Origin of the sequence: Methanobrevibacter sp. (genome assembly GCF_045116495.1) — an archaeon.
In the GTDB taxonomy this organism is placed as follows: domain Archaea; phylum Methanobacteriota; class Methanobacteria; order Methanobacteriales; family Methanobacteriaceae; genus Methanocatella.
In genome coordinates this window covers 1-23,114 of sequence record NZ_JBGULU010000019.1, presented here as the reverse complement: position 1 = coordinate 23,114, position 23,114 = coordinate 1, and the positions used below count along the sequence as shown (strand labels likewise).

Annotated in this window: 22 protein-coding genes; 12 read left to right on the top strand and 10 right to left on the bottom strand. The window is 31.8% G+C overall.

Annotated elements, in window-relative coordinates:
- The first annotated feature begins 7 nt into the window (after window positions 1–7).
- The 6 genes from ACJMLH_RS00790 (at window position 8) to ACJMLH_RS00765 (ending at window position 4,772) form a co-directional block, all read left to right on the top strand.
- Window positions 8–559 (top strand): PsbP-related protein, encoded by a 552-nt coding sequence (locus tag ACJMLH_RS00790; protein ID WP_405274055.1) that lies wholly within the window; start codon window positions 8–10, stop codon window positions 557–559.
- A gap of 26 nt (window positions 560–585) precedes the next feature.
- A complete protein-coding gene (locus ACJMLH_RS00785; protein WP_405274054.1) occupies window positions 586–1,098 on the top strand; it encodes a flavoprotein in 513 nt (170 codons plus the stop codon).
- Between the two features lie 25 nt (window positions 1,099–1,123).
- A complete protein-coding gene (locus ACJMLH_RS00780) occupies window positions 1,124–1,744 on the top strand; it encodes a phosphopantothenoylcysteine decarboxylase (protein WP_405274063.1) in 621 nt (206 codons plus the stop codon).
- A gap of 1,108 nt (window positions 1,745–2,852) precedes the next feature.
- Entirely contained in the window at window positions 2,853–3,032 is a 180-nt protein-coding gene (locus tag ACJMLH_RS00775; protein ID WP_405274053.1) for a hypothetical protein, read from the top strand.
- 11 nt (window positions 3,033–3,043) lie between these two features.
- Window positions 3,044–3,292, top strand: a complete 249-nt coding sequence (locus ACJMLH_RS00770; protein WP_405274052.1) for a hypothetical protein — start codon at window positions 3,044–3,046, stop codon at window positions 3,290–3,292.
- Window positions 3,243–4,772 carry an MATE family efflux transporter gene (locus ACJMLH_RS00765; RefSeq protein ID WP_405274051.1) on the top strand — a complete coding sequence of 510 codons (1,530 nt, stop codon included), beginning with the start codon at window positions 3,243–3,245 and terminating at the stop codon, window positions 4,770–4,772. The genes ACJMLH_RS00770 and ACJMLH_RS00765 overlap by 50 nt, the downstream gene beginning before the upstream one ends.
- Before the next feature lie 29 nt (window positions 4,773–4,801).
- Here ACJMLH_RS00765 and ACJMLH_RS00760 read toward each other — a convergent pair whose 3' ends face one another.
- On the bottom strand, window positions 4,802–5,443 hold the full coding sequence (locus ACJMLH_RS00760) for a fibrillarin-like rRNA/tRNA 2'-O-methyltransferase (RefSeq protein WP_405274050.1): 642 nt from the start codon (window positions 5,441–5,443) through the stop codon (window positions 4,802–4,804).
- A 3-nt stretch (window positions 5,444–5,446) separates the two neighbouring features.
- Window positions 5,447–6,598, bottom strand: a complete 1,152-nt coding sequence (locus tag ACJMLH_RS00755; protein ID WP_405274049.1) for an NOP5/NOP56 family protein — start codon at window positions 6,596–6,598, stop codon at window positions 5,447–5,449.
- 110 nt (window positions 6,599–6,708) lie between these two features.
- Here ACJMLH_RS00755 and ACJMLH_RS00750 point away from each other — a divergent pair, with 110 nt between their 5' ends.
- The 5 genes from ACJMLH_RS00750 to ACJMLH_RS00730 are packed head-to-tail and all read left to right on the top strand — an operon-like array spanning window position 6,709 to window position 11,801.
- Window positions 6,709–7,248, top strand: coding sequence for a coiled-coil domain-containing protein (locus tag ACJMLH_RS00750; protein WP_405274048.1), 540 nt, complete (start codon window positions 6,709–6,711; stop codon window positions 7,246–7,248).
- Window positions 7,249–7,272: 24 nt separating this feature from the next.
- On the top strand, window positions 7,273–8,184 hold the full coding sequence (locus ACJMLH_RS00745; protein ID WP_405274047.1) for a dihydroorotate dehydrogenase: 912 nt from the start codon (window positions 7,273–7,275) through the stop codon (window positions 8,182–8,184).
- Window positions 8,185–8,188: 4 nt separating this feature from the next.
- Window positions 8,189–8,989: a dihydroorotate dehydrogenase electron transfer subunit gene (locus ACJMLH_RS00740; RefSeq protein ID WP_405274046.1), complete on the top strand. Its 801-nt coding sequence runs from the start codon at window positions 8,189–8,191 to the stop codon at window positions 8,987–8,989.
- 16 nt (window positions 8,990–9,005) lie between these two features.
- Window positions 9,006–10,010, top strand: a complete 1,005-nt coding sequence (locus ACJMLH_RS00735; protein ID WP_405274045.1) for an AI-2E family transporter — start codon at window positions 9,006–9,008, stop codon at window positions 10,008–10,010.
- Window positions 10,011–11,801: a DNA polymerase domain-containing protein gene (locus ACJMLH_RS00730; protein ID WP_405274044.1), complete on the top strand. Its 1,791-nt coding sequence runs from the start codon at window positions 10,011–10,013 to the stop codon at window positions 11,799–11,801.
- 16 nt (window positions 11,802–11,817) lie between these two features.
- Here ACJMLH_RS00730 and ACJMLH_RS00725 read toward each other — a convergent pair whose 3' ends face one another.
- The 6 genes from ACJMLH_RS00725 to psmB form a co-directional block, all read right to left on the bottom strand.
- Entirely contained in the window at window positions 11,818–14,058 is a 2,241-nt protein-coding gene (locus ACJMLH_RS00725; RefSeq protein ID WP_405274043.1) for a hypothetical protein, read from the bottom strand.
- A gap of 229 nt (window positions 14,059–14,287) precedes the next feature.
- The gene (locus ACJMLH_RS00720) at window positions 14,288–15,625 is read right to left on the bottom strand and encodes a hypothetical protein (protein ID WP_405274042.1); all 1,338 of its coding nucleotides are present in this window, start codon (window positions 15,623–15,625) and stop codon (window positions 14,288–14,290) included.
- Window positions 15,626–15,791: 166 nt separating this feature from the next.
- A complete protein-coding gene (comC, locus tag ACJMLH_RS00715; protein WP_405274041.1) occupies window positions 15,792–16,820 on the bottom strand; it encodes an L-sulfolactate dehydrogenase in 1,029 nt (342 codons plus the stop codon).
- Window positions 16,821–16,847: 27 nt separating this feature from the next.
- Window positions 16,848–17,867 (bottom strand): phosphoribosylformylglycinamidine cyclo-ligase, encoded by a 1,020-nt coding sequence (gene purM, locus ACJMLH_RS00710; protein WP_405274040.1) that lies wholly within the window; start codon window positions 17,865–17,867, stop codon window positions 16,848–16,850.
- A gap of 98 nt (window positions 17,868–17,965) precedes the next feature.
- The gene (locus tag ACJMLH_RS00705) at window positions 17,966–19,879 is read right to left on the bottom strand and encodes a beta-CASP ribonuclease aCPSF1 (RefSeq protein WP_405274039.1); all 1,914 of its coding nucleotides are present in this window, start codon (window positions 19,877–19,879) and stop codon (window positions 17,966–17,968) included.
- Between the two features lie 136 nt (window positions 19,880–20,015).
- Window positions 20,016–20,630, bottom strand: coding sequence for an archaeal proteasome endopeptidase complex subunit beta (psmB, locus tag ACJMLH_RS00700; RefSeq protein ID WP_405274038.1), 615 nt, complete (start codon window positions 20,628–20,630; stop codon window positions 20,016–20,018).
- Window positions 20,631–20,807: 177 nt separating this feature from the next.
- Here psmB and ACJMLH_RS00695 point away from each other — a divergent pair, with 177 nt between their 5' ends.
- Window positions 20,808–21,536 (top strand): class I SAM-dependent methyltransferase, encoded by a 729-nt coding sequence (locus tag ACJMLH_RS00695; protein ID WP_405274037.1) that lies wholly within the window; start codon window positions 20,808–20,810, stop codon window positions 21,534–21,536.
- On the opposite strand, the gene cofG is transcribed toward ACJMLH_RS00695, so the two are convergent.
- Both cofG and ACJMLH_RS00685 read right to left on the bottom strand, forming a co-directional pair.
- A complete protein-coding gene (cofG, locus tag ACJMLH_RS00690; protein ID WP_405274036.1) occupies window positions 21,514–22,611 on the bottom strand; it encodes a 7,8-didemethyl-8-hydroxy-5-deazariboflavin synthase subunit CofG in 1,098 nt (365 codons plus the stop codon). The genes ACJMLH_RS00695 and cofG overlap by 23 nt on opposite strands.
- Window positions 22,612–22,613: 2 nt before the next feature.
- Window positions 22,614–23,054 (bottom strand): DUF2120 family protein, encoded by a 441-nt coding sequence (locus ACJMLH_RS00685; RefSeq protein WP_405274035.1) that lies wholly within the window; start codon window positions 23,052–23,054, stop codon window positions 22,614–22,616.
- Between the last annotated feature and the right edge of the window lie 60 nt (window positions 23,055–23,114).

Here is a 23,114-nt window from a genome sequence, read left to right as displayed (position 1 = left end):
GATATTTATGAAAAATAATGTTATTAAAGGAAGTATTGTTATTCTTATACTTTTATTATTTTTAATTTCTGTTGCAGCAGTATCAAGTGCTGATGAGGAAAATAAAGATGTAACCATAATGACTCTATCAAAAGGAGGTATCACAATCCAGTATCCTTCAGATTGGGGTAATTCTCAATCAACTTCAAATTATTCTGTAATGGCAATTTCCAAAATTGATTCAGTAGACGCACTTGGTGTCGGTCAAATCAACATCAACATTGAAAAGAAGCCTATTGAAGGAGATGACTTTGAAACATTTGTAAATAGCAGTTATGATAAGATGCAAAGAGATACTTCTTTCAAGCTGGTTTCTTCAGGCGGAGTTTCAATTGATGGTAAAGAAGGATTGGAGTATGTTTATACATCCACTAAAGGTACTGCGGAAAAAGAACATAAAGCAATTTGGTTTGAAAAAGGAGGCCAAGCTTATGTTATAATGTACAGTGCTCCAATTTCAGATTTTGAAAAGAATTTGTATGTTTTTGATTTCTTATTATCAAATATACAAATCAATTAATTCTTTTTTTTATTTAAGGTGTTAAAATGATTATTTTATGTGTTACTGGTAGTGTCGCTGCCAGTGAAGCTATTAAATTGGCTCGTGAATTCAGAAGAAATGATGTTGAAGTAAAATGTTTTATGAGTGAAGCCGCTTGCGAGATTATCCATCCAAATTCAATGGAGTTTGCAACCGGCAATGAAGTGGTCACTAAATTAACAGGCAATATTGAGCATGTCAAATACTCTCAGGAAGATTTGATTTTAGTTGCCCCGGCAACTGCAAATACAATTTCAAAATTTGCATATAAGATTGCAGACAATCCGATATCAACTCTTCTAATTACTGCATATGGGCATGATACTCCAATAATTTTTGTTCCTTCAATGCATGATTCAATGTATAATGCAATAAAGGAAAACATTGAAAAGATCAAACAGGAAGGTTCAGCAAGCTTTATCAAACCTCGTATGGATGAGGGAAAAGCTAAATTCCCTTCAAAAGAAGACATTGTTTTGGAATCATTAAGAACAATTAATTTGAATAAAAAGGACTGATATTATTAAAGGAAAAAAAGTTTTAATAAGTCTTGGCGGAACTTATGAACCCATTGATTCAGTAAGAGGAATTACCAATAAATCATCTGGTAAAATGGGTTTGGAGCTTGCAAAGGAAGCCTACATTAGAGGTGCCGATTTAAAATTGGTTGTAGCTAATGTAAGTGTAGAAATTCCGTCAGTTTTTGATGTTATTCATGTTGAAACTAGTGCTGAAATGAATGATGCGGTTTTAAGTTTGATTCCTGATTATGATATTTTTATTTCAACTGCTGCAGTTTCTGATTTTGAATTCAGACAAAAATCTGATAAGAAAATTGATTCTAACAGTTCTCTTTTTTTAAATCTTAAACCAACAACAAAAATTATCCGTCAAATTAAAAAAATAAATCCAAATATCTTTTTGGTAGGTTTTAAAGCTGAATTTAACATTTCCCGTGAAGATATTATTGGTTGTGCAAGAAAACAGATTGCAGATGCAGGTACAGATTTGGTTATTGCTAATGATATTTCAAAAAATGAGTGTCATTTTGGATCTGATAATAATGAAGTCTTGATAGTTGATGAAGAGGTCTTAGCTGTTCCTTTAGCTTCAAAAAGGGAAATTGCAAAAACAATATGTGATGTAATTTCTAAAAAATTATAGCTTAATCTACATGTCCTTCAAGTAATCATATTATTTTCATGTAAACTTGTTTTATTTTAAATTTGTGAAAGTTAATTTCAATAGTTTGTAACTTACTATATATTTTAATGATAGCTATAATTAAAATAAACATAGTTTTGATGGCATCTATTTTATGAAAATTTTGAATTTTATAAAAATTCTTATTTTCGTTCATATTAACCAATAGCTTTTTGATTTTCAAATCATGATTACATTTTCAGTGCATTATTGTTTTTGGTATGTATAATTTAATCATATAGTGAGTGGGTTTCAAACCTATTTTTTTAGTGAATTATGGGCATTATGGAGTAATACTTTTTAGAATAAAATAAGGAAAATAATCTTTGAAAAAAATTTTGATAAAAAAGAGTATTTTAATAAAATAAGTTCATGCCTTTAGGCTTTAGTTAAATGGAGTGATTAATAGAGTGAATCCACCTAAAGGACGCTTAAATGAACTTTTATTTTATTTGCATTAGCATATTTTATATTTTATTTTATAGTATAAAAAGGTATCTAAGTAATACTTTTTGGCCGATTTTGTAGTAATTTTTTAATTTTCTCAGAGCTATTTTTTTGCTGATTATCACTCAAAAATTGGGTGATTTTTTACAAAGATTTTTCTTGCATTGACAATACATTACTGCCTTTTTTGTACTTGTCTTATTTTATGATTTGATTAATTTTAAAAACTTTAGATTAGGTTTTCTTTTTATATTATTTGAATTTCAATTTAAGCTTTTATATGGTTTTGGTTTGGATAGTTTTTGTTGTGAAGTTATAGGCTTTTAATTCTATTTGATGAAATTTTTAAATTTTTTGAACTGGTTGATTTTTAAGGTATACATATTTATTCGAGTATCATCAGTATACTTTTTTGGCTATTGATGGATATTATTTCTTTTAGGCAATGTCATAAAAAATTAAATTCATTTGAATCTTTTAATCTTTATTTAAAATTGAAAAATTTATTTTTTTTATTAGATTCTTAAAATCCTATCTATTTTAATGAAACTATCATCATAGCTATGATAAAATTTTAAGTATAAGTGATACGATAGAAAAAAAGAAAAGCAGTAGGTGTGCGTTGCACCTACCAGATTTAATAATAGGTTCTGGAAAAGTTAAAAAGATTTGGATGCCTGTTGACAATACCTACACTATTCAAGCGTTATATCGTTTAGGCATTAAATGGCCATTCATATCTGAAGAGTATATTTACTATTTTGTTAAATATTTGGTTGATTTGGATTTCTTTAGTATCTAGGGGTTAAAACGATGTATGAGAGAAATTATAAATTATTGCGAAATAAATTTGGGGAGTTTTTCCTCCCAACATTATTCACATCCATGGCGGGCAATATCTGTTTGTTTGTAGATGGTTTGATTGTAAGTTTTTTAATTGGTGCGAGCAATCTTGCACCAATCCATATAGTCGCCCCTGTAATTACTTTTGTTAATCTTATTTACTGGATGATTGGATTGGGGGGGCAGTGTACTTTGTTCTGTTTCAAAAGCGGAATTTGATGATGAAAAAGGTAATAGTTACTTTTCGGTATCGCTCCTTTCACTAATATCGATTGGAATATTAATTGCCGTCATTGGATTTTTGTTTTCGAACAGTATTGCAGAGTTCTTATGTATCGCCCAACCTGGCTTAACTAAGGATGTTAATAGTTATTTTGTATCATTAATAGTAGGAATGCCTTTTTTATGTTATATGATGAGTTTGTCTTATTTTATTAGGGCAGATGGGATTCCATCATTACCATTTAGGGCTATATTAATTGCAAATATTGTTAATATGTGTTGTGATATAATTTATATCAAATTTTTCGGTATGGGACTTTCAGGTGCAGCATTAGCTACTTCAACAGGTTATTTAATTGGGTCTATTTTAATTTCACTTTACTTCTTTAAAAAAGAACGCACTTTGGAATTTATTAAATTGAAAGTAAATTCATTCTTCAATTTCCTTAAAAAAATTGTAACTTCTGGATTTTCATCAGCATCAACTCAGTTATACTTGACTTTAAAATTGCTTATCATAAACTTTTTGGTTGGTCTTATTGTTGGAAAGTCTGGTGTTGTTGCATTCGGTATTTGTTATAACAGTTTATTTATATTATATATTTTTCTGATTGGAACCGCACAAACAATGTCTCCTATAGTGTCCGTTTACTTTAAAGAGGAAGACTATTCTGGTGTTAATTTTATAGTAAAAAGATCTTTAAAAATAGTTTTGGTTTCAAGTTTAGCGCTATCCGTTTTATTAATTGTTTACCATCAGGCTTTATTATTTTTGTATAGTGTAAAAAATCCTGCAGAGGTTCCTGTTGTATTGAATGCAATAAGGATATTTGCAATAAGTTATGTTGGAACTGCGATTACATTTTTATATACATTTTACGCTCAGGCTATTCAAAAAAATCAATTATCTACAATCATTTCCTTGCTTGAAGGATTTATATTGCCAATTTCTGCTGCAATTATACTTTCTTATGCAATTGGGGGAAATGGAATTTGGATTTCATTTGCAATAGCTGAATTATTGACAATATTATTCCTCTTTGGTTATTCAAAATACCTTGATAAAAAGACTGATGGGGAATACACTGGATTTTTCATTAATAAGCATAATGATGATGAAAAAGTTTTTGAACACACTATTTCAGGTGATATTAAAGATGCGGTTAACCTGTCACGTGATGTTCAAGATTACTTAAAGGGCAATCGATCAGCGACTTTAGTAAGTCTGGCTATTGAGGAAATGCTCGTAAATATCATTAACAATAATGAAAGTGTTGATACAATTGATGTTATTGTTAGAAATAATGAGGAAAATGTTTTGATTTCCATTAAGGATACTGGAGTTGAATTTAATCCAGTTATTGAAAATGAACGTCTTGAATTTGATAATATTGCTGTTTTAAATAAAATTGCTGATAAAATTGATTATTCAAGGGTTTTAGGTTTAAACAGTACTGCAATCACTATAAAAAATTAAAAAGGGGATTTTAATTCCCTATTTTATTTTTAAAAATTTTTTTCCACTAAAAAGGCAATATGGTCTTTTTCGTAAGGTTCCAGTTTTACTTTTTCAATAATCTTAAATCCTTTTTCTTTCAATTTTTTTTCCTGTTCCTTGAATATCTTTTTAGGTTTTTGCACGACATCAATACTTCTGGCTTTTATCATTAAAAGACCTGCACCATCATCCCTTGCAAATAAATTCATATTTTTCATAAACAATTCGCTTTGTGTTGGTTGAGCAACATCACAGTATACCAAATCCACATTTTCAACAATATTCAAATATTCTTTCGGTTTTGTTGCATCGCCTAAAATCGGAGCAATATTAGGTCTTTGGTGTGAAAGCTGGACTAATTTTTTTGCTGTTGTTGGTGAAAATTCAACGGCATATATTCTTCCATTAATTATGATATCAGAAATATGGGAAACTGTTGTTCCAGTTGATGCGCCCAAGTATAAAACTTTTGAAGTGTCTGAAATCTCTAAATTTTCTAATCCATTTAAAAGGGCTGCTGCTAATTTTGAACGTCTAGGATTCCATATCCTATATTCTACATCATCTTTGATTAATTCCTCCCCATAAACTGAGATTCCAGGAGTTAAATTTTTGGTGGCAACATTCCCATCTTTGAAATAAACATTCATGTTTTATCTCCTTTTCTTTCTTTTTTTACCTTTTCTCTTCTTATTTCTTGATTTGCCTTTTTCTTCTTTTCTTTTTTTAGTAGTTTTAGTTGGAAAAGGATTATTTTTTTCAATTTCTTCTACTTTCTCAGTAAAATCGTCAAATGCATTTTCATCAAATGTCTTTGTAAAAACGTCTCTTCTTACGGCCAGGGATATTTTACCTGCAAGCATACGGGCAATTTTTCCGCGATTCCACCATTTTGCACCTCTTACCTGGGGGTGTTGGTAGATTAATCCATATTTTGGCGGACGGTCTCCGCTTTTCAGATGCCTGAACAGTGCTTTTTCAGCACCCATAATCTGGACAGTGCTTGATGGGTAAGTTGCAAGTCTTTTAAGGCCTCCTGCATGGGAAATCAGTTTGGCTCCAAGTGATGATCCGACAAGCAACCTTAAATTAGGTGCAATTTCTTCCATTTTGCTGTCAATATATTCTTCAATCTCTTTTCTTGTCTTTTGAAGTTCAAAAATGGAATTTGCATATCTGTTCATAATTTCCAAATCAAGTGGATTAATGTCATCTTCCAAATCCATGACATTGCTTGGAAATGCATCAGGCTTTGCTTGCATGATATTTTCTTTGGTTTTATTTTGAGAAATCAGTTTGATATAGGTCTCATTATTTTTAATAATGTCCATTTCAGGAAAATACAGTGCATACCATTCTCTAATTCTTTCAATTAATTTGGAAATTGACTCATCAATCTCGTCAATAGAATTAATGGCCTGAATTAGATGTTTATCTTCACTTGCAGATTCCTTTTTAATTTTATAAATGGCCAATCTTTGATAAATGTCAGTAATGTCCTCATTGTCCAAACCGAATTTATCATAATTGCTTCTCAAATATTCTCCCGCCTGATTCGGGGTTTGAATTTTTAGTTTTTCAATTGAGTAATCTGATAATCTTTTGTTTGATTCAATAATAATCTCATCATAATCTTTTGAAACTTCTTCAATTATTTCCATCTCTTCTGCAACAATCTTTTTTTCATCAAGGTCCGCTAAACGGTTAAGCGTTTCATCTTCGGGAAATAATTTTTCAGCAATTAATTCATTTTCGCCATTAAAAGCCAAATATCCTTTTACGCAGTAGGTAATATAACATTCCATAAGATAAATTATTCATTTTATTTTTTATAAGTATTTTCAATGACCTGTCTCTATTTAAATAAATTTCTAAATTAAAGTATTTTTACAATGAAATTTAAATTATTAATTGTATGTCACAGGAAAGTTTAGATGATTTGAAATACGAGTTGGAACTTAAAAATGCAGAGATTGATGAGCTGACTATGGAACTTCAGGATAAAAATGAGGAAATCAACAAGTTAAAGCTGTATTCGACCAAGTTAAAGTATGAAAAGAAAAACCTTGAGGATAAACTCGATACTAAAATTGACTATGACAAATCCCGTATGAAAGAATTGGATGATTTAACTGAAAAAATAAAAGAAAAAGATTCCATCATTGAAGATAAACAGGATCAGGTCAAATATTTGAGGTCATTAATTGATGACTATAAATCCCAATTAAATTCCAATACTGAAAACCTGGAAGTCCAACTTAGAAAAATAACAAAAACATATGAGGATTTGCTCAAGCAAAAGGATTCCATCATCGAAAAGCAAGATGAAGAAATTTCAAATTTAATCAAATCAAGAGATGAAATTATTAAATCCAATAAAACCAATATTATTAGTTTAAAATTGCAAAATGAAAAATATCAGGAAATCATAGATAAATTTACAAAAACTAATTAAATAATTAATTACAAAGTTGATATTATGTTAAAAACAGATGTTTGTGGAGTAGAATTCAGAAATCCATTAATGTTGGCTGCAGGTATTATGGGAAGTAATGCCTCATCTATGAATTGGATTTTAAAATCTGGGGCTGGAGGCGTAGTTTCTAAATCTTTTTCTTTAAATCCTCATCCGGGATATCCAAATCCGACAACTGTTGCAGTTGATGGAGGAATTTTAAATGCTATTGGGCTTTCAAATCCTGGAGTAGATAATTTTAAAGAAGAGCTAAAGAAAATTGAAAGGGAAAACAATGTGGTCATTGCTTCAATTTATGGGGCCACACCCGACGAATTTTCAAAATTGGTTGAGGATGTTCAGGAATATGTTGACATGATTGAGTTAAATATTTCATGTCCTCATGCGATGGAAGGATTTGGTGCATCAATAGGTCAGGATTGTAATTTAAGCCATACTATTGTATCTGCTGCAAAAGATGCTGCAGAAGTTCCGATTATTGCAAAATTAACACCTAATGTGACTGACATTACAGAAATTGCCAAAACCTGTGAGGATGCAGGTGCGGATTGTTTATCTCTAATTAACACATTAGGTCCTGGAATGAAAATCAATATTGATGTGGCCCGTCCTGTTTTATTCCATAAATCCGGTGGAATGAGTGGAAGGGCAATAAAACCAATTGCAATCAGTAATGTTTATTCAGTTTTCGAAGCTGTTGATATTCCGTTGATTGGTGTTGGCGGAATTTACACTTTTGAGGATGTTGTTGAATTTATCTTTGCAGGGGCAAGAGCAGTTCAAATAGGTACTGCCATTATGGATGAAGGTGTCACTGTTTTTGATGACATCAACAAAGGTTTGGAAAAATTCATGGTTGAAAAAGGATATTCATCAATTGATGAAATGGTTGGTCTAGCACATGTGGAGTTGTAAAAAAATGATTAATGAACCGAAAATAGTAGAAATTACAGAAATTATTGAAGAAACTCCTACAATTAAAACTTTTAAATTTAATTGGGATTATGAAACTCTTGGAAAACCTAATCCCGGCGAATTTTTAATGGTTTGGAACTTTAAAAATGAAAAGCCAATGTCCATTTCACAAATCAATGATAATCAATTGGCCATTACAGTTAAAAATATTGGGGAGTTCACTTCTCAATTGCATGATTTGAAAGTAGGCGACCAGATAGGTATTAGAGGCAGCTACGGTAACGGCTTTGACAATTCATTTGAAGGCAAAGACATTTTAGCTATTGGTGGGGGGGTAGGTATGGCTCCTATTAATGCAATAGCTACTGATTTAATCAAGAAAGGCAATAATGTAACTGTCGTATCTGCTGCTCAAACAAAAGAGGAATTATTGTTTGTCAGTAATTTGGAAAAATTGGGTGCTGATGTTCAGCCATGTACTGATGATGGAAGTTTTGGATTTAGAGGATTTGCAACAGATTGTACTATAGGTTTGCTTGAAGATTCGACTTATAATTATGCATTTGTTTGCGGACCTGAGATAATGATGAAAGGACTCTTTGATATTCTTGAAGATGCTTCCATACCTGCACAATATTCTCTTGAAAGATATATGAAATGCGCTCTAGGAGTGTGTGGTCAGTGCTGTGTTGATAGTGAAGGTTGGAGAATTTGTGTCGAAGGGCCTGTTTTTGAAAATGATAAAATAAAACAAATCTCTGAATTTGGAAAATACAGACGAGACGCTTCTGGTGTAAAATACTAATTTAAAGGTGAATTTAATGGGAGTAGATGTTAAAAGTTACTTGAATCCTCCAGTATTGCTGGTTATTTTCTTATTGGTAGTTTCATTAATGTTTATATTCCCAGTTTTGAACATGATTCTTTTAGGGGCTATTTTAGCTTATCTTGTAAGGCCAGTAGCCACTAGAATACAATCAAAATTAAAATTTTCATCCGTTTCCATTCTTCTTGCAATGGTAGTTGTTTTAATACCTCTGATATTGCTTATAGCTTATGTTTCTTATGAGATATCGTTAGCTGTCACATCATTTATGGCAAGTCATTATTATGTTGATATCAATCAATTCATCTCACAGCTGCCGATAGATACAAATTCAATTAATTCTTCTATAAATTCATCAATAAGTGAAATTGGAAAGTATGTATTGCAATCAACAGTAACATTCCTAAGCAAATTCCTGAATATCAGCTTGGATTTATTTATCTTGATTTGTTCAGTATTTTACTTTGTTCGCGATGGCGATAAATGCCTGAATTTTATCCGTGATTTTGTTCCAGATGATTCCAAGAACTTTTTCGACAATACTGTTGAATCTGTAAAGGATGTTTTAAGAAGCATATTTTACGGGCATTTTCTAACATCAGTTATCATTGGAATTTTTGGAGCAATAGGTTATTCCCTTTTGGGATATCCTTATGGAATCTTTTTAGGTGTTCTTACAGGTATTTTACAGTTAATTCCAATATTTGGGCCTTGGCCAATATACTGGGCACTGTTCTTTATTGATATTTTTGCAGGAAACTATCCAAGGGCAATCATCGTGTTATTATTTGGATTTTTCCTAAGCACTATTGATATGTATATAAGGCCGGCTTTATCAAGTCATTATGCTGAAATACATCCTTTAATCTTATTAATTGGATTTTTATCAGGTCCTCTTGTTTATGGAATTGTAGGATTTATAATAGGGCCTTTAATTTTAGGAATAACATACACAGTTTTGGATAATTATAGGAAAGAATATCTTCTTGGAGATGAATAAATGCAAAGAAATGTTGTTATTTTGGACATTGATTATGTTACTTTTGAAGAAAAACCGGTAATTAGATTATTTTCAAAAGATGGGGACAAAAACATAGTTTTACTTGATGATACTTTCGAACCATATTTATATGTCCTTTGTGATAATTTAGATGAATGCATAAAAGAAATTGAAGAAAACCTTGAAGTTGTCAGGGTAGAGAAGGTTACAAAAAAAGACTTTCAAATTGAAACGGAATTTCTTAAAGTCACATTTAAACATCCTCAGGAACTTGCAAAAAACAGGGATGCTCTAAGAGATTTGGAAAATGTTATTCAGATAAGGGAATTTGACATTCCATTTTATAGAAGATATCTGATGGATAGGGATGTAATTCCAATGACTGAAGTCGTAGCTGTTGGGGAAGAATTGGATTCATTTTTAAATTTGGATTCCAAAAAACATGATTTGACTATTATTAAATTAACTGATGATTTAAAAAGGGTTCCACAGTATCCTCAAAGATTTAGAATATTAAGCTTCGATTTGGAAGTAAGGAACCCTCATGGTATGCCGAACTCCGAAGAAGACGAAATTATCATGATTGGTGTGGCAAGTAATTTCGGTATAAATCAGGTAATTTCCACCAAAACAAACTCAGATAGTCGTGATGATTTTGTTTGTCAGGTTTCATCAGAGCGTGAGATGATTCAGGAGTTTGTAAGAATTATTAAAGAAAATAATATAGACATTATTGTCGGATACAATTCAGATAACTTTGACTTCCCATATCTTAAGGACCGCGCTAAACTTTTAGGCGTCGATTTGGATATTGGAATGGATGGATCTGACGTCAAATTTATTAGAAGAGGTTATGCTAATGCTGCTTCTTTTAAAGGATTAATTCATGTAGATTTATACTTGGTCATGAGACGTTACATGTCTCTTGAGAGATATACATTGGAAAGAGTATACTATGAACTGTTCGGTGAAGAAAAGATTGATGTTCCAGGTGAACGGATTTGGGAGTTCTGGGATAATGGCGGTGAAGAATTGGATAACCTGTTTGACTATTCCTTGGATGATGTAATCTCCACTTTAAAAATTGCCGAACAAACATTGCCTCTTAATTTAGAACTTACTCGTATAATAGGTCAGCCATTATTTGATGTTTCCCGTATGGCAACCGGCCAACAGGCAGAATGGTTTTTAGTAAAACAAGCTTATTTTGATGGTGAAGTTGTTCCAAATAAACAGGGATCTAATTTCGCCGACCGTGCAAATGCAGAGAATAATGAAGGCGGATATGTCAAAGAACCTGAAACCGGACTGCATGAAAACCTTGTTCAATTTGACTTCAGAAGCCTGTATCCAAGTATCATTATTTCAAAAAACATCTCTCCTGACGTAATGGTTTTAGGAGATGTTGAAAACGAAGATGAATATAATATCTCTCCGGAACACGGCCTTAAATTTAAAAAATCTCCAAAAGGATTTATTCCATCTGTTATTGATAAAATCCTGCAGGAAAGATTTAGAATCAAACGTGAAATGAAGGCATCAGAGGATCCTCAACAGAAAAAGGCTTTGGATGTACAGCAGCAGGCTATAAAAAGATTGGCAAATACAATGTATGGTATTTATGGTTTTCCACGTTTCAGATGGTATTCATTCGAATGTGCAAAAGCTATTACATCTTGGGGAAGACAATATATCAAATCATCAATAAAAAAAGCTGAAGAATTTGGTTTTTATGCAATATATGCCGATACTGATGGTTTTTATGCGAAATACAAAAAAGAAAAAGAATAAGAGAATTTAATTCTCTTTAAACTTTAGTTATTTTTATACTGGATGTAGCAGACTTTGCTGATACATATTTATTTTCAGATTTTACAATAACTTTGTGGGTTCCTACACTAAGTTCTTTTGCAGAGATTTTAGCAACACCTTTTGCATTGGTTGTTGCAGTATAAGTCTTTGCATTATTACCAGTGTAAACTTTAAAGCTTATTTTAACTCCAGAGATTACTTTGTTGGTTGCTGTATTTTTAACAGTAACGTTAAAGTATTTATTTGCGCCTTTTTTAGCGGTTAATTTTGCAGGAGTTATTTTAGCAGATGCTTTTTTAATAACAAATTTTGTATTAATCTGTTTTGCAGTAAAGTTTTTGTTATCATTTTTAGAAACTACGACCTTGTAGGTTCCAGGTTTGAAGTTTTTAAGGGAAATCCTTAGTTTTCCATCAAGTCCTGTTTGTCCGTTGTAGTTGTAGTAACTTTTTGAATTTGGGAATACCTTAACATTTAAATTAGCTGCATAAATGCCTTTTTTGTTTTTTGTATTTACTAACTTAATGATAAGGGTTTTTCCATCTTTATAATATGCAGTTACTTTGTTGCTGGTTAGTTTAGCAGTTGCTTTTTTAACTTTAACAGTTTTTGTAACTGAAGGAGCACTGTATCTTGAATCTGCCATGGTAAATACTAGCTTATGTGAACCTACGGCTGCAGGAGCATAATTAACAGTTATTTTTCCTTTATCGTCTGCTTGGTAAAGGTATCCTTGTGATTTTTTACCGGTATATACCTGAAGTAAAACAATTGCATTAGGGACTGCTTTACCAGTTTTTTTATCGGTAATTTTGACAGTAGCTATGGTTCCACTGTTGTAGTAGTAGGTTTTTGGCACAGTAACTGTCATTTTGGTTGCAATTCCTAAGATGGTTATGCTTCCGCTAACACTTCTCTTCTTCATATTTTTGGTATCATTGTTACTGACAGTTAATGGATAATTTCCAGGAATTAAGCCAGTTACATTGATTTCAGCAGTTCCGTTAGCTCCAGTTTGGAAGTAATAATCTTTTTGGGTTGTATTTGCCATGTACAAATGAAGGATAATTGCTTTCATTGGTGCACCAGTATTGGCATTGGTTACATTAATTAAAACTTTTTTATCGGAACCGTAGTATTCTTTGTAAGAATTAATTTTAATGTTGATTGTAGCTTGTGTGACTGTGAAATTATCTTTGATTTCCGGTGCACTTATGCTAGAATCGTCTCCTTTAATACTGAATAGTTGTTTTCCAACACTTATATGGCCTTGAGATGAAATAGTACCATTTTCAAATTTGTATATGTTTAAATTTGAATTGTCTAATGTAGCTATTCCGTTAGCATCAGTGGTTATGGATCCTCCGGTATTGATACTTCCGGTTATAATTGTGTAGGATAATTTTTTATTAGCTAATTTTTCATTAGTGTCTACATCAACAAGCTCAAATGTAAAAGTACCACTTGCATATTCTGCTTTAAGATTTTTTGGCACTATTTTTGCATTATTAACTTTTTTCAAAGCCACATTTTTAGTTAAAGTCTTATTGCCGTCGATGTATTTAATAGTTAGAGTACATGCGGCTACATCTAAATTGTAGTCGAAGAGTATTTTTCCATCTTTAAAGTCAAATGCGCTGATGGTTTTGTTAATGGTATCATTTCCGTTTTTATAAGATGCAATCAATTGTAAATTATCTTTATCAATATCATAATAATTTACAGCATCTGTGAGTTTTATAGGAATGATTGTCTTCTTGGTACCATTTACAGTAATTGAATCAGCTACTTCTAGAGTTTTTTCTCCAACAATTGATAAAATGATGTTTGTTGAAGATTTAGTGTAATTTGCATTTCCTAAATAATTAATAATTAAACTATGGTTTCCAGCTTTTAATGTATCTTTAATAGTAATTATTGAATTTCCATAATCTATGTTCATAGTTTTATTGCCTTCAGTAACATTCAAATCTCCTTTTACAATACTAATAGCTTGAGATTCATTATCTTTCACTGTTACTGGAATTTCCTTAGGGTCTTTTTCAGATACAATGACATTTTTTGATTCTACACTTGTCTTGATTGGTGCAGCTGTTAAAACATCACTACCTGCATCATTTCCGTCTGCAAGTATGTCAGCATCCATTGCGGAGTCACTTGCACAAACAGACCCGATACTTATCAATAGAAATATTGACATTGCTATCAATAAGATATAAGAGTTTTTAAGTTTCATAACTTTTTATCCTCCTTTTTAAAAGAAAATTTTTCAAAAAAATAGTTAAATTTTCTAGTATACTACTTTAAGTATTTTTTTACATATATAGTTTTGTTCTATTTTTATTCATCTGAACTTTATTATTAATAAATTTTATTTTCATAATGAAAATTTTTTAGCATTGATTTTTATAAAAAAAGAAGAAAGGTTATGAAAACCTTATAGGATTAAAATGAGCATGTGATTGTTATTTTTTAATCACAATGCTTGATTTTGCACTAAAAGAGTATCTGGAATCTTTTGAAGTTACTGAAACCGCATATTTTCCAACAGATAATTTTTTTGTATTAAAACTGGCAACTCCTTTGGAATTGGTTGTAAGTGTGTAAGATTTGGATCCCACTTTTAATTTAAGTTTAACCTTTTTTAGAGGTTTATTATTTGCTTTAACGGTTATTTTGAAAGTTTTTGATTTTTTATATTTTGCTGTAAGTTTAGGTGCTGTAGCTTTTGCATTTATCTTTTTAATCACGATTTTTGTAGTAATCTGCTTTGCATAGATGTTTTTATTGTTTTCATTTGAAATTACCACGTTGTAAGTTCCGGTTGCAAGATTATCCAGTGAAATTTTCAATGTGCCGTCCAATAAGGTTTGACCACTGGCAGTATATATTTTATTGCCGGAACCGGTCATTTTAACATTAACATTGGCATTATAGACCGGCAGATTATTATTGGAATTTGTTATTTTAACGGTAAGGTATTTTCCACTTTTGTAATATGCGGTGACCTTATTTGCAGTAATTTTAGCATTTGCTTTTTTAACAGTGAAATTTTTTGATGCTGATATGTCACCATAGCTTGTTTCCGCCATCATTACAACAAGTTCATATGAGCCTACTGCAACATTTTCATTAATGACAACAATTCCATTATCGTCTGACTGGTAAAGATAGTCGTTTGATTTGTTACCTGTGTATATTTCAACAAGTAGAATTGCATTAGAAACAGCTTTACCGTTGTAATCAGTAATTTTTACAGTTGCAAGGTTTCCGCTGTTGTAGTAAAAAGTATCTGGAGTAATTATTTCCAGATTAACATTTGGTTTAATTGTTAAATTGCCTGTAAATTCTGCTGCAGATATTCCTTCATCAACACATTTTATACTGAATAATTGTTTTCCAATAGTGATTGGAGTTGGGATAAGATTATAATTATTGGTATTGTTATCTGTGTCTGAATAGATTTTTAATTTTGAATTGTCTAATGTAGCTATACCATTTGCATCTGTAATTATTGATCCTGCTGAATTAATTCTGCTATATATTGTGTAAGATAATTTTTTACCTTCTAATGCTTGATTGGTATTTTTATCAACAAGTTTGAATGAAAAATTACCTTTTCCATATCCCGCTACTAGATTGACGGGAATGATTTCAGCTTCAGTTGTAGAATCATCTGTTTTTAAATAGGATTCGTCATCTGTTTTCAGTGAAGAATCATCATTGTCAAGGTTAACTGTTTCCTGCGTGTCTATTTCTGAGATATCGTCTGTCACATTTTCATTTGCGGATATGACAGCCATATTTATAAAAATAAATAAGATTATTCCGATTATAAAAAATTTTGTTAATTTCATATTTCCAACCTTAAATCAATTTTAAAAATACTAATTTATATTTTAAAAGATTGGAGTATTTAAAGATTTTTTTCTTGAGTTAAAATAAAAAAAGAAGGTTTGAAGAATAATATTATTCTTCCATGTAAGAATCTATGTCAATATCTAAATTGTCACAGATTTCTTTTAATTGAGCATATAATTTTTCGTCAATTGGAATTCCATTAGCTTCCGCTTCAGCGATTCTTTTAACTTCTAAATCACCTGGAATTGCAACATTTTCACCGGTAGCTCTAATTTGACTAACAAAGTCTTCGGTATGTTCTACAAATTCATCAAAATCTCCAAATTTGGACGGATCAATTACAACATACAAATCCCCTTTGGTACAGTCTTTATCAGGTGAAGCAGTACCAGTTACTCCATGACCATATCCTGCCTGTACTAATGGTCCTGTTAAAATTTCAATCAATGCTGCAATAGCATATCCTTTAAATCCACCAAATGGTAAGATGGAACCTTTCAGTGCTTCATCAGGGTCATTTGTAGGATTTCCGTTCTCATCCAATGCCCATCCGTCAGGTAAATCTAAACCTTTTCTTTTTGATTCAATGATTTTTCCACGGGCAGTAACTGAAGTTGCCATATCTACAGTAATATAGGTTTCAGATGGAATACCTAATGCAAGAGGATTTGTTCCAATTAATGCTTCACTGCCTCCTAATGGTGCAATAGCAGGGTCAGTATTTGCAAGAACAAGTCCGATACAGTTTTCCCTTAATGCTAAATCAGAATAAAATCCAGTAACTCCGAAGTGGTTTGTATTATGAACTCCTACACATGCAATACCCATTTCTTTAGCTTTTTTGATTGCAATTTGCATTGCTTTATAGGATACTGCTTGTCCAAATCCGCTGTTACCGTTAATTAATGCCATAGCCGGAGTTTCTTTTTCAATAGTAATGTTGTCATTTAAGTTTATTGTGCCTGCTTTAATACTAATGAGGTATTGTGGGAATCTGCCAAGTCCATGAGAAGTAAATCCTTTTAAATCTGCATCAATAGTAGCTTCTGCTACTAATTCTTGGTCTTCTTCACTAGCTCCTAATTTCTTTAATATTTCTTTTACAAGAGCTATTTCTTTATCTTTCATTATTTTCATTTTATCACTCCTTATTAGTTAATTAAATCAGTACTCAATAGTGGATCCTTCAAATGCATTAACGGTAATTTTTTCATCATCAGTTACTTTACCGATTATTTGACAATCACAGTATTCGTTCAAAGTATCCATAATTTTATCTGCTTCTGTATCGTCGCAAATAACAACGAAACCGATACCCATATTGAAAACCCTGTACATCTCCTTGATGTCAACGTTTTGTTCATAAATCAGTTTGAATATTTCTGGAACTTCTGGAAGGTCGGTAATTTCATATCCCACACCTTTTTTCAAACGTCTGAGGTTAGTGAATCCGCCTCCAGTGATATGGGCAAGTCCATTAATATTATATTCTTTTTCAAATAATGCTACAATAGGTTTAACGTAAAGTTCAGTTGGCCTTATTAATTCTTCGCCAATGGTAGTGTCTCCATTTGGCATTTTATCATCTACACCAAATCCGGCATCGTCAAACAATGCTTTTCTAGCTAAACTGTATCCGTTAGAATGTATACCGTTACTGTTGATTCCGATTAAAACATTTCCAGGCTGAATGTTTTCGCCTGTAATGATTTTGTCAATATCTACAAATCCAATACCTGTACCTGCAAGGTCGAAATCTTTGATAATTCCAGGAAGTGAAGCAGTTTCGCCTCCAATAATTGCGATTTTAGATTCTTCAGCACCTTTAACAAGACCTTCTGCAATTTCAGAAGCTCTTTCAGGGTCAGGTTTTTCAACAGCAAGATAATCCACTAATGCTATTGGTTCTGCACCAACACATAAAATGTCATTTACAACCATTGCAATGCAATCTATTCCTACAGTATCGTATTTGTTCATCATTTCTGCAATTAATATTTTACTTCCGACACCATCAGTACTCATTGCAATTGCTTTATCTCCTAATTTAACTAAAGCAGCATAATGGCCGCTATCTGTAATAATATCTCTACATGATAATGTTGATTTAAGTTTATCAGCTAATTTTGAAACTGTAACAGCTTCAAGGTCTATATCAACACCAGATTCTGAATAAGTAACCATTTTAACACCTATTGTTTAATTAAATAAAATAAATTAATGTTGCATATAATACAACATTATATATCATAGTAATACTATGTTGTAATTACTATATATTATTAATGAATTCTTACACAATCTAGATTGATTGGAGTTTTTGTTTCAATTTTGTAACTTCTATGTATTGAAGATGCAAGGTCCACAGTTTTGTATGGATCTCCGTGACAGGTAATGACTTTTTCAGGTCTAGGATTAAGTCTTTTCACGTATTCCATAAGCTGTCTTCTGTTGGAGTGACCACTGAATCCATTAATTGTTTTAATTTGCATTTTAACACAGAATTGCCTAGTTCTTCCGTCATCATCTTCAAGAGGGATTTCTTTCCATCCTTTTTGTACTCTTCTACCCATTGAACCTTCAGATTGGTATCCTACAAATATTAATGTGTTTCTTTCGTCTTCACATAACCATTTGAAGTATTCCACTGAATTTCCTCCAGTTAACATACCTGAAGTGGATAAGATGATTGCAGGTTCTCTGCTTTCAACAATTTCTTTTCTTTGTTCGAAATTCTGAACTTTTTTAAACATTTCTGAAACAAATGGATTTCTTCCCATATGGAATATTTGGTCTCTTAAGTCTTTACTTAAGTATTCAGGTCTTGCAGTGTGAATTGCAGTTGCTTCCCAAATCATTCCATCAATGTAGATAGGCACTTCTTCAATTAAACCATGTCTCATGTATTCTTCCAACACGACCATAAGTTCTTGTGCCCTTCCAACTGCAAATACAGGAACTAAAACTTTTCCTCCACGTTTAAGTGTTTTGTAGATGGTTTTCATCATTTCTTTTTCAGCATTGTTCCTGGATGGCTGCACGTCTTCCCGTCCACCGTATGTACTTTCCATAATTACAGTTTCGGCACGTGGGAATCTGATGGTTGCAGGTTCAAGTAATCTTGATGGTTCATATTTGAAGTCTCCGGTATACACTAAGTTATGAGCTCCGTCTCCAATGTGCATATGGGAAATTGCTGAACCTAAGATGTGTCCTGCATTATGTAAGGTTAATCTAATGTCTGGAGAAATGTCAGTAACTTCTCCGTAATCGAGAGTAATTGTATTTTTAATTTGGTGTTTTACATTTTTTGATGTGAATGGTAAAGGATTGCCTTCTCTGTGGGCAATATCCAAATGGTCGAATTGTAAAAGGGTTGTTAAATCTCTAGTAGGAGTTGTACAATAAACAGGTCCATCATATCCGTAATGGAAAAGATATGGTACAAATCCACAATGATCTAAGTGAGCGTGAGAAATAATAACTGCATCCAATTCTTCAATTGAAAATTCAGGCGCATTCAAATAAGGGAATGCATTCTTATTATCTGATGCAGCAACATTAACACCACAATCCAATAAGACACGACTGTTCGGTGTTTGTAAAAGCATTGATGAACGTCCGACTTCTTTAAATCCTCCCATTGAAGTAACCCTTGCCCAATCATTAGGATATTTACTTCCTTGGTGAATTTGACGTCCTAGACGTTGCAGTAATTTTTTTCTGTCTTTACTACTATTCTTTTGAATAGTTCTTATTTTTCCAATAATATCAGAACTAATTGGAGGGGTTCTTAAGATTTTAGGTGCCCATCCAGTATTTTTAACAATATTTCTGGAGGTTACTCCATATTTACCAATAACGAGTCCTGGTTTTTTAGCAGTAATAACTACTTCTCCAGTAACAGTATCAAAGTAGATATCGGTAATTTCAGCACCATCAGGAACTATTTCATGAACTTTATTGATAGTATCTTCAGGTTCGAGTAAAGCACTTTTATCAGATCTTATAATAATTCTTTTTCTAAGTTCTTTTGCAAGTGATCTAATTAAGTCACCGTTTTCTGTTATAATTTCTGGATTTTTGGTATAAACTACTACTTCAGGTCCTTCAAATTCCACTTTTGAAACCTGGATTTCATCGGGTAGTTTTTGCAAAATTTCTTTTTTAATATTTTCTAAAATATCTGAAGTCATATAATCCCTTCAAAAATAGTTTTGTGTATTATTATAGTTTATGAAAAGCTTTAAGCTATAATCAGATGAATTCCATAAACTATCTACACAATATTATATAAAAAAATAGTTAGTTATGAAAAATTAGTCTTTTGCTTTATATCTTATCCAAAATATCATTAATTTTTTCAATATCTAACATTTCAAAGCCGTCTTTATCCACTTTAGCAACTAAGTATCCATTTCCGGAATATGTGTCACGTTCAGCAGCAGCTCTGATAGCTCTTATGGCTATTTCAATTCCTTCGTCAGTTGTCAAGTCATCTCTAAATCTGTCTTCAAGAACACCGTATGCAACGATTGAACCTGAACCTGTGGAAATGTATGTGTCTTTAATCATACCTCCTGCAGGGTCTAAAGAGTAAAGAGATGGTTTGTCTCCATCCATTCCACCAAGTAAAGTTTGAACATACATTGGTCCGGAACGTAAGATGTTTGCTGTTAGTGATGCAGCTGCCTTAACGCTGATTTCATCATTATTTCTCATTTGGTATAATGAAACTTCAGCTTCAATAACTTTCATTAAGCTTTGTGCATCTCCAACAGAACCAGCTATGGTTGTTACAATATGATCGTCAATTTTAAATATTTTTTCTGCGACTTTGTGAGCTACTAAGTTTCCCATACTAGCTCTTCTTTCGCTTGCAAATACAACTCCATCTTTACAAGTAATTCCAACGGTTGTTGTACCTTCTAATATCTTATCATCCATTTAAATTCACCTCATATAAGAGTATAAAATATCTAATTTCAACTACTTAAGGTAATATATTAAAATCAAATTTAATGTTGTTAATTTTATTTAAAATCAGAATCAATTATTAGTATAAACTAACAATATTAATATTATCTATTTGTATATATAAACTTTTCTTATTTAGGTGTGTTAATGAAATATAAAAAAATTGGAGATATTTTGATAATTGATAAAAATTATTCAGATGATGACTTTGAAAGTTTATCTAAAAAACACAATGTTAAAACTGTAATGAAGATAGACCATATTCAGGGAACAAAAAGGGAGCCAGTTTATACTATTCTTTATGGTAATGAAACTGAAACAGTGCATAAAGAAAATGGATGTTTATTCAAACTGGATCTGGCCAAAGTTATGTGGTCAAAAGGAAATAATAATGAACGCCTAAGAATAGCTAAATTAGTTGAAGATGGAGAAACAGTCATTGACATGTTTGCAGGAATAGGTTATTTTTCAATTCCAATAGGGGTTCATTCAAATGCTAAACATGTTTATGCAATAGAAATCAATCCTAATTCCCACTATTACCTATGTGAAAATATCAGATTAAATAAGTTGAATAATATAACTCCGATTTTAGGCGACTGCATTATTGAGACACCAAAATTAAAGGCAGACCGTATATTGATGGGATATGTAAAGACCACTCATCATTACCTAAAAGTGGCTATCAACAGTCTAAATGAGGGAGGAATATTGCATTATCATGAAACAGTTCCCGAAAAACTAATAGAATCAAGGCCAATTGAGAGAATCATTTCTCAAGCTGGCGACAGGGAAGTTGAACTTTTAAAAATAAATAAAATAAAAAAATATTCTCCTGGCGTACATCATGTGGTTATTGATGCTCGAGTGTTTTAGATATTCTATCTAAAAGTGTGTCATTTAGCCATTCGCTGTTAATGTATTTTTCATAAACACATAATCTTTCGATTAATTTAAATCCGGCATCTTCAGTTAATTTTTCAAGCTCATCAATTCCTGGCCATGGAGAAGTAATGTTTACATAATCTGGACTTACTGGTGAAACGCCTCCCCAGTCATCAGCGCCACATAATAAAAATATTTGGGCAGTATCATTATTTAAGTTAGGTGGCACCTGAATGCTGACGTCAGTGTCTTTAAACAGTAAAGTTCCAGCTATTACTGTTCTAATCATATCTAAAAAGCTAGGTTCATCCCAATCTTCCATTTCAATTCCCGGAATTGGGGTAAAATTTTGAATAATAACTTCTTGGATATGTCCATATTTATCATAAATGTCTTTTATGGTTAAAAGAGAATCAGCAATCTCTTCTTTAGTCTCTCCAATTCCAATCAATATTCCGGTTGTGTATGGAATTTTAAGTTTTCCTGCATTTTCAATAGTTTCGATTCTTAATTCAGGATTCTTGCCGGGACTCTTATTGTGTGCAGGTAATTCCATTAACCTTTTCGATGAACTTTCAAGCATTAATCCCATTGATGCATTGACTTCCTTTAAACGCTTCAAATCATTATATGCAAAATTTCCGCCGTTGGTGTGGGGAAGCAAACTGGTTTCATCTAGAGTCATTTGACATATGTCAACAGTATAGTCAATCATATTGTCATATCCATATTCTTTTAGTTTCATGCGGACGATTTCTTCTTCATCTGCATCTTCACCAAAAGTAAATAATGCTTCGGTACATCCATGCTTTTCTGCTTCTTTTAAATCTCCTAATATTTCCTCTTTGGTTTTAAGAATAATTGCCTGAGGATCATCAGGATTCTTTTTAAAATTACAGTATCCGCAGTCATTTCTGCAGATTTCAGTCAATGGTATAAAAACATTTTTAGAAAAAGTAATAAGGTTATTCTCCCTATATTTCGCTGTCTCTAACATGAAACGGATTATTTCACTGTCAGTTGCAGTTAATATTTGGAGAATATCTTCTTTAGTTATTGATGTCATATTTAACCTTTATCTTCGGAAACGGTAACTTCCACATAGAGTGGTGGAATCTCGTTTTTATCTTCCCAAATTGCTATTATAACATCAAAGCTTGGAAGTTTAAATACTTTGTACTCAACTACAAGACCCATTGATTCCAAGTCTTCTTTTACTTTTAAAAATCCCTTTGTGTCAACAGAGTTTGTAGTAATTTCACTTTCTTGTATATTTTTGTCTCCGGCTTTTAAAATATCTTCCAACTTGTCAGAATCTGATTCTAATTCAGTTCCGCCTAAGATTTCACCGATTTCAGTAAGTTTTGCATCAAAATCATCGAGCGGTATGACTTTTCTAGATCTTCCTCTGACAATTAGTATTTTATCATTATCGATTGCAGGTCTTGAACCTTTAAATGCATCAAAAAATCCCATGACTTGCCCTGCAATTTCATAAGTTTTTTTCATTAAGATCAAGTCCTATTTAATATTTAATTCTTCTTTAAGTTCGCCCATAGTTGTTACTTT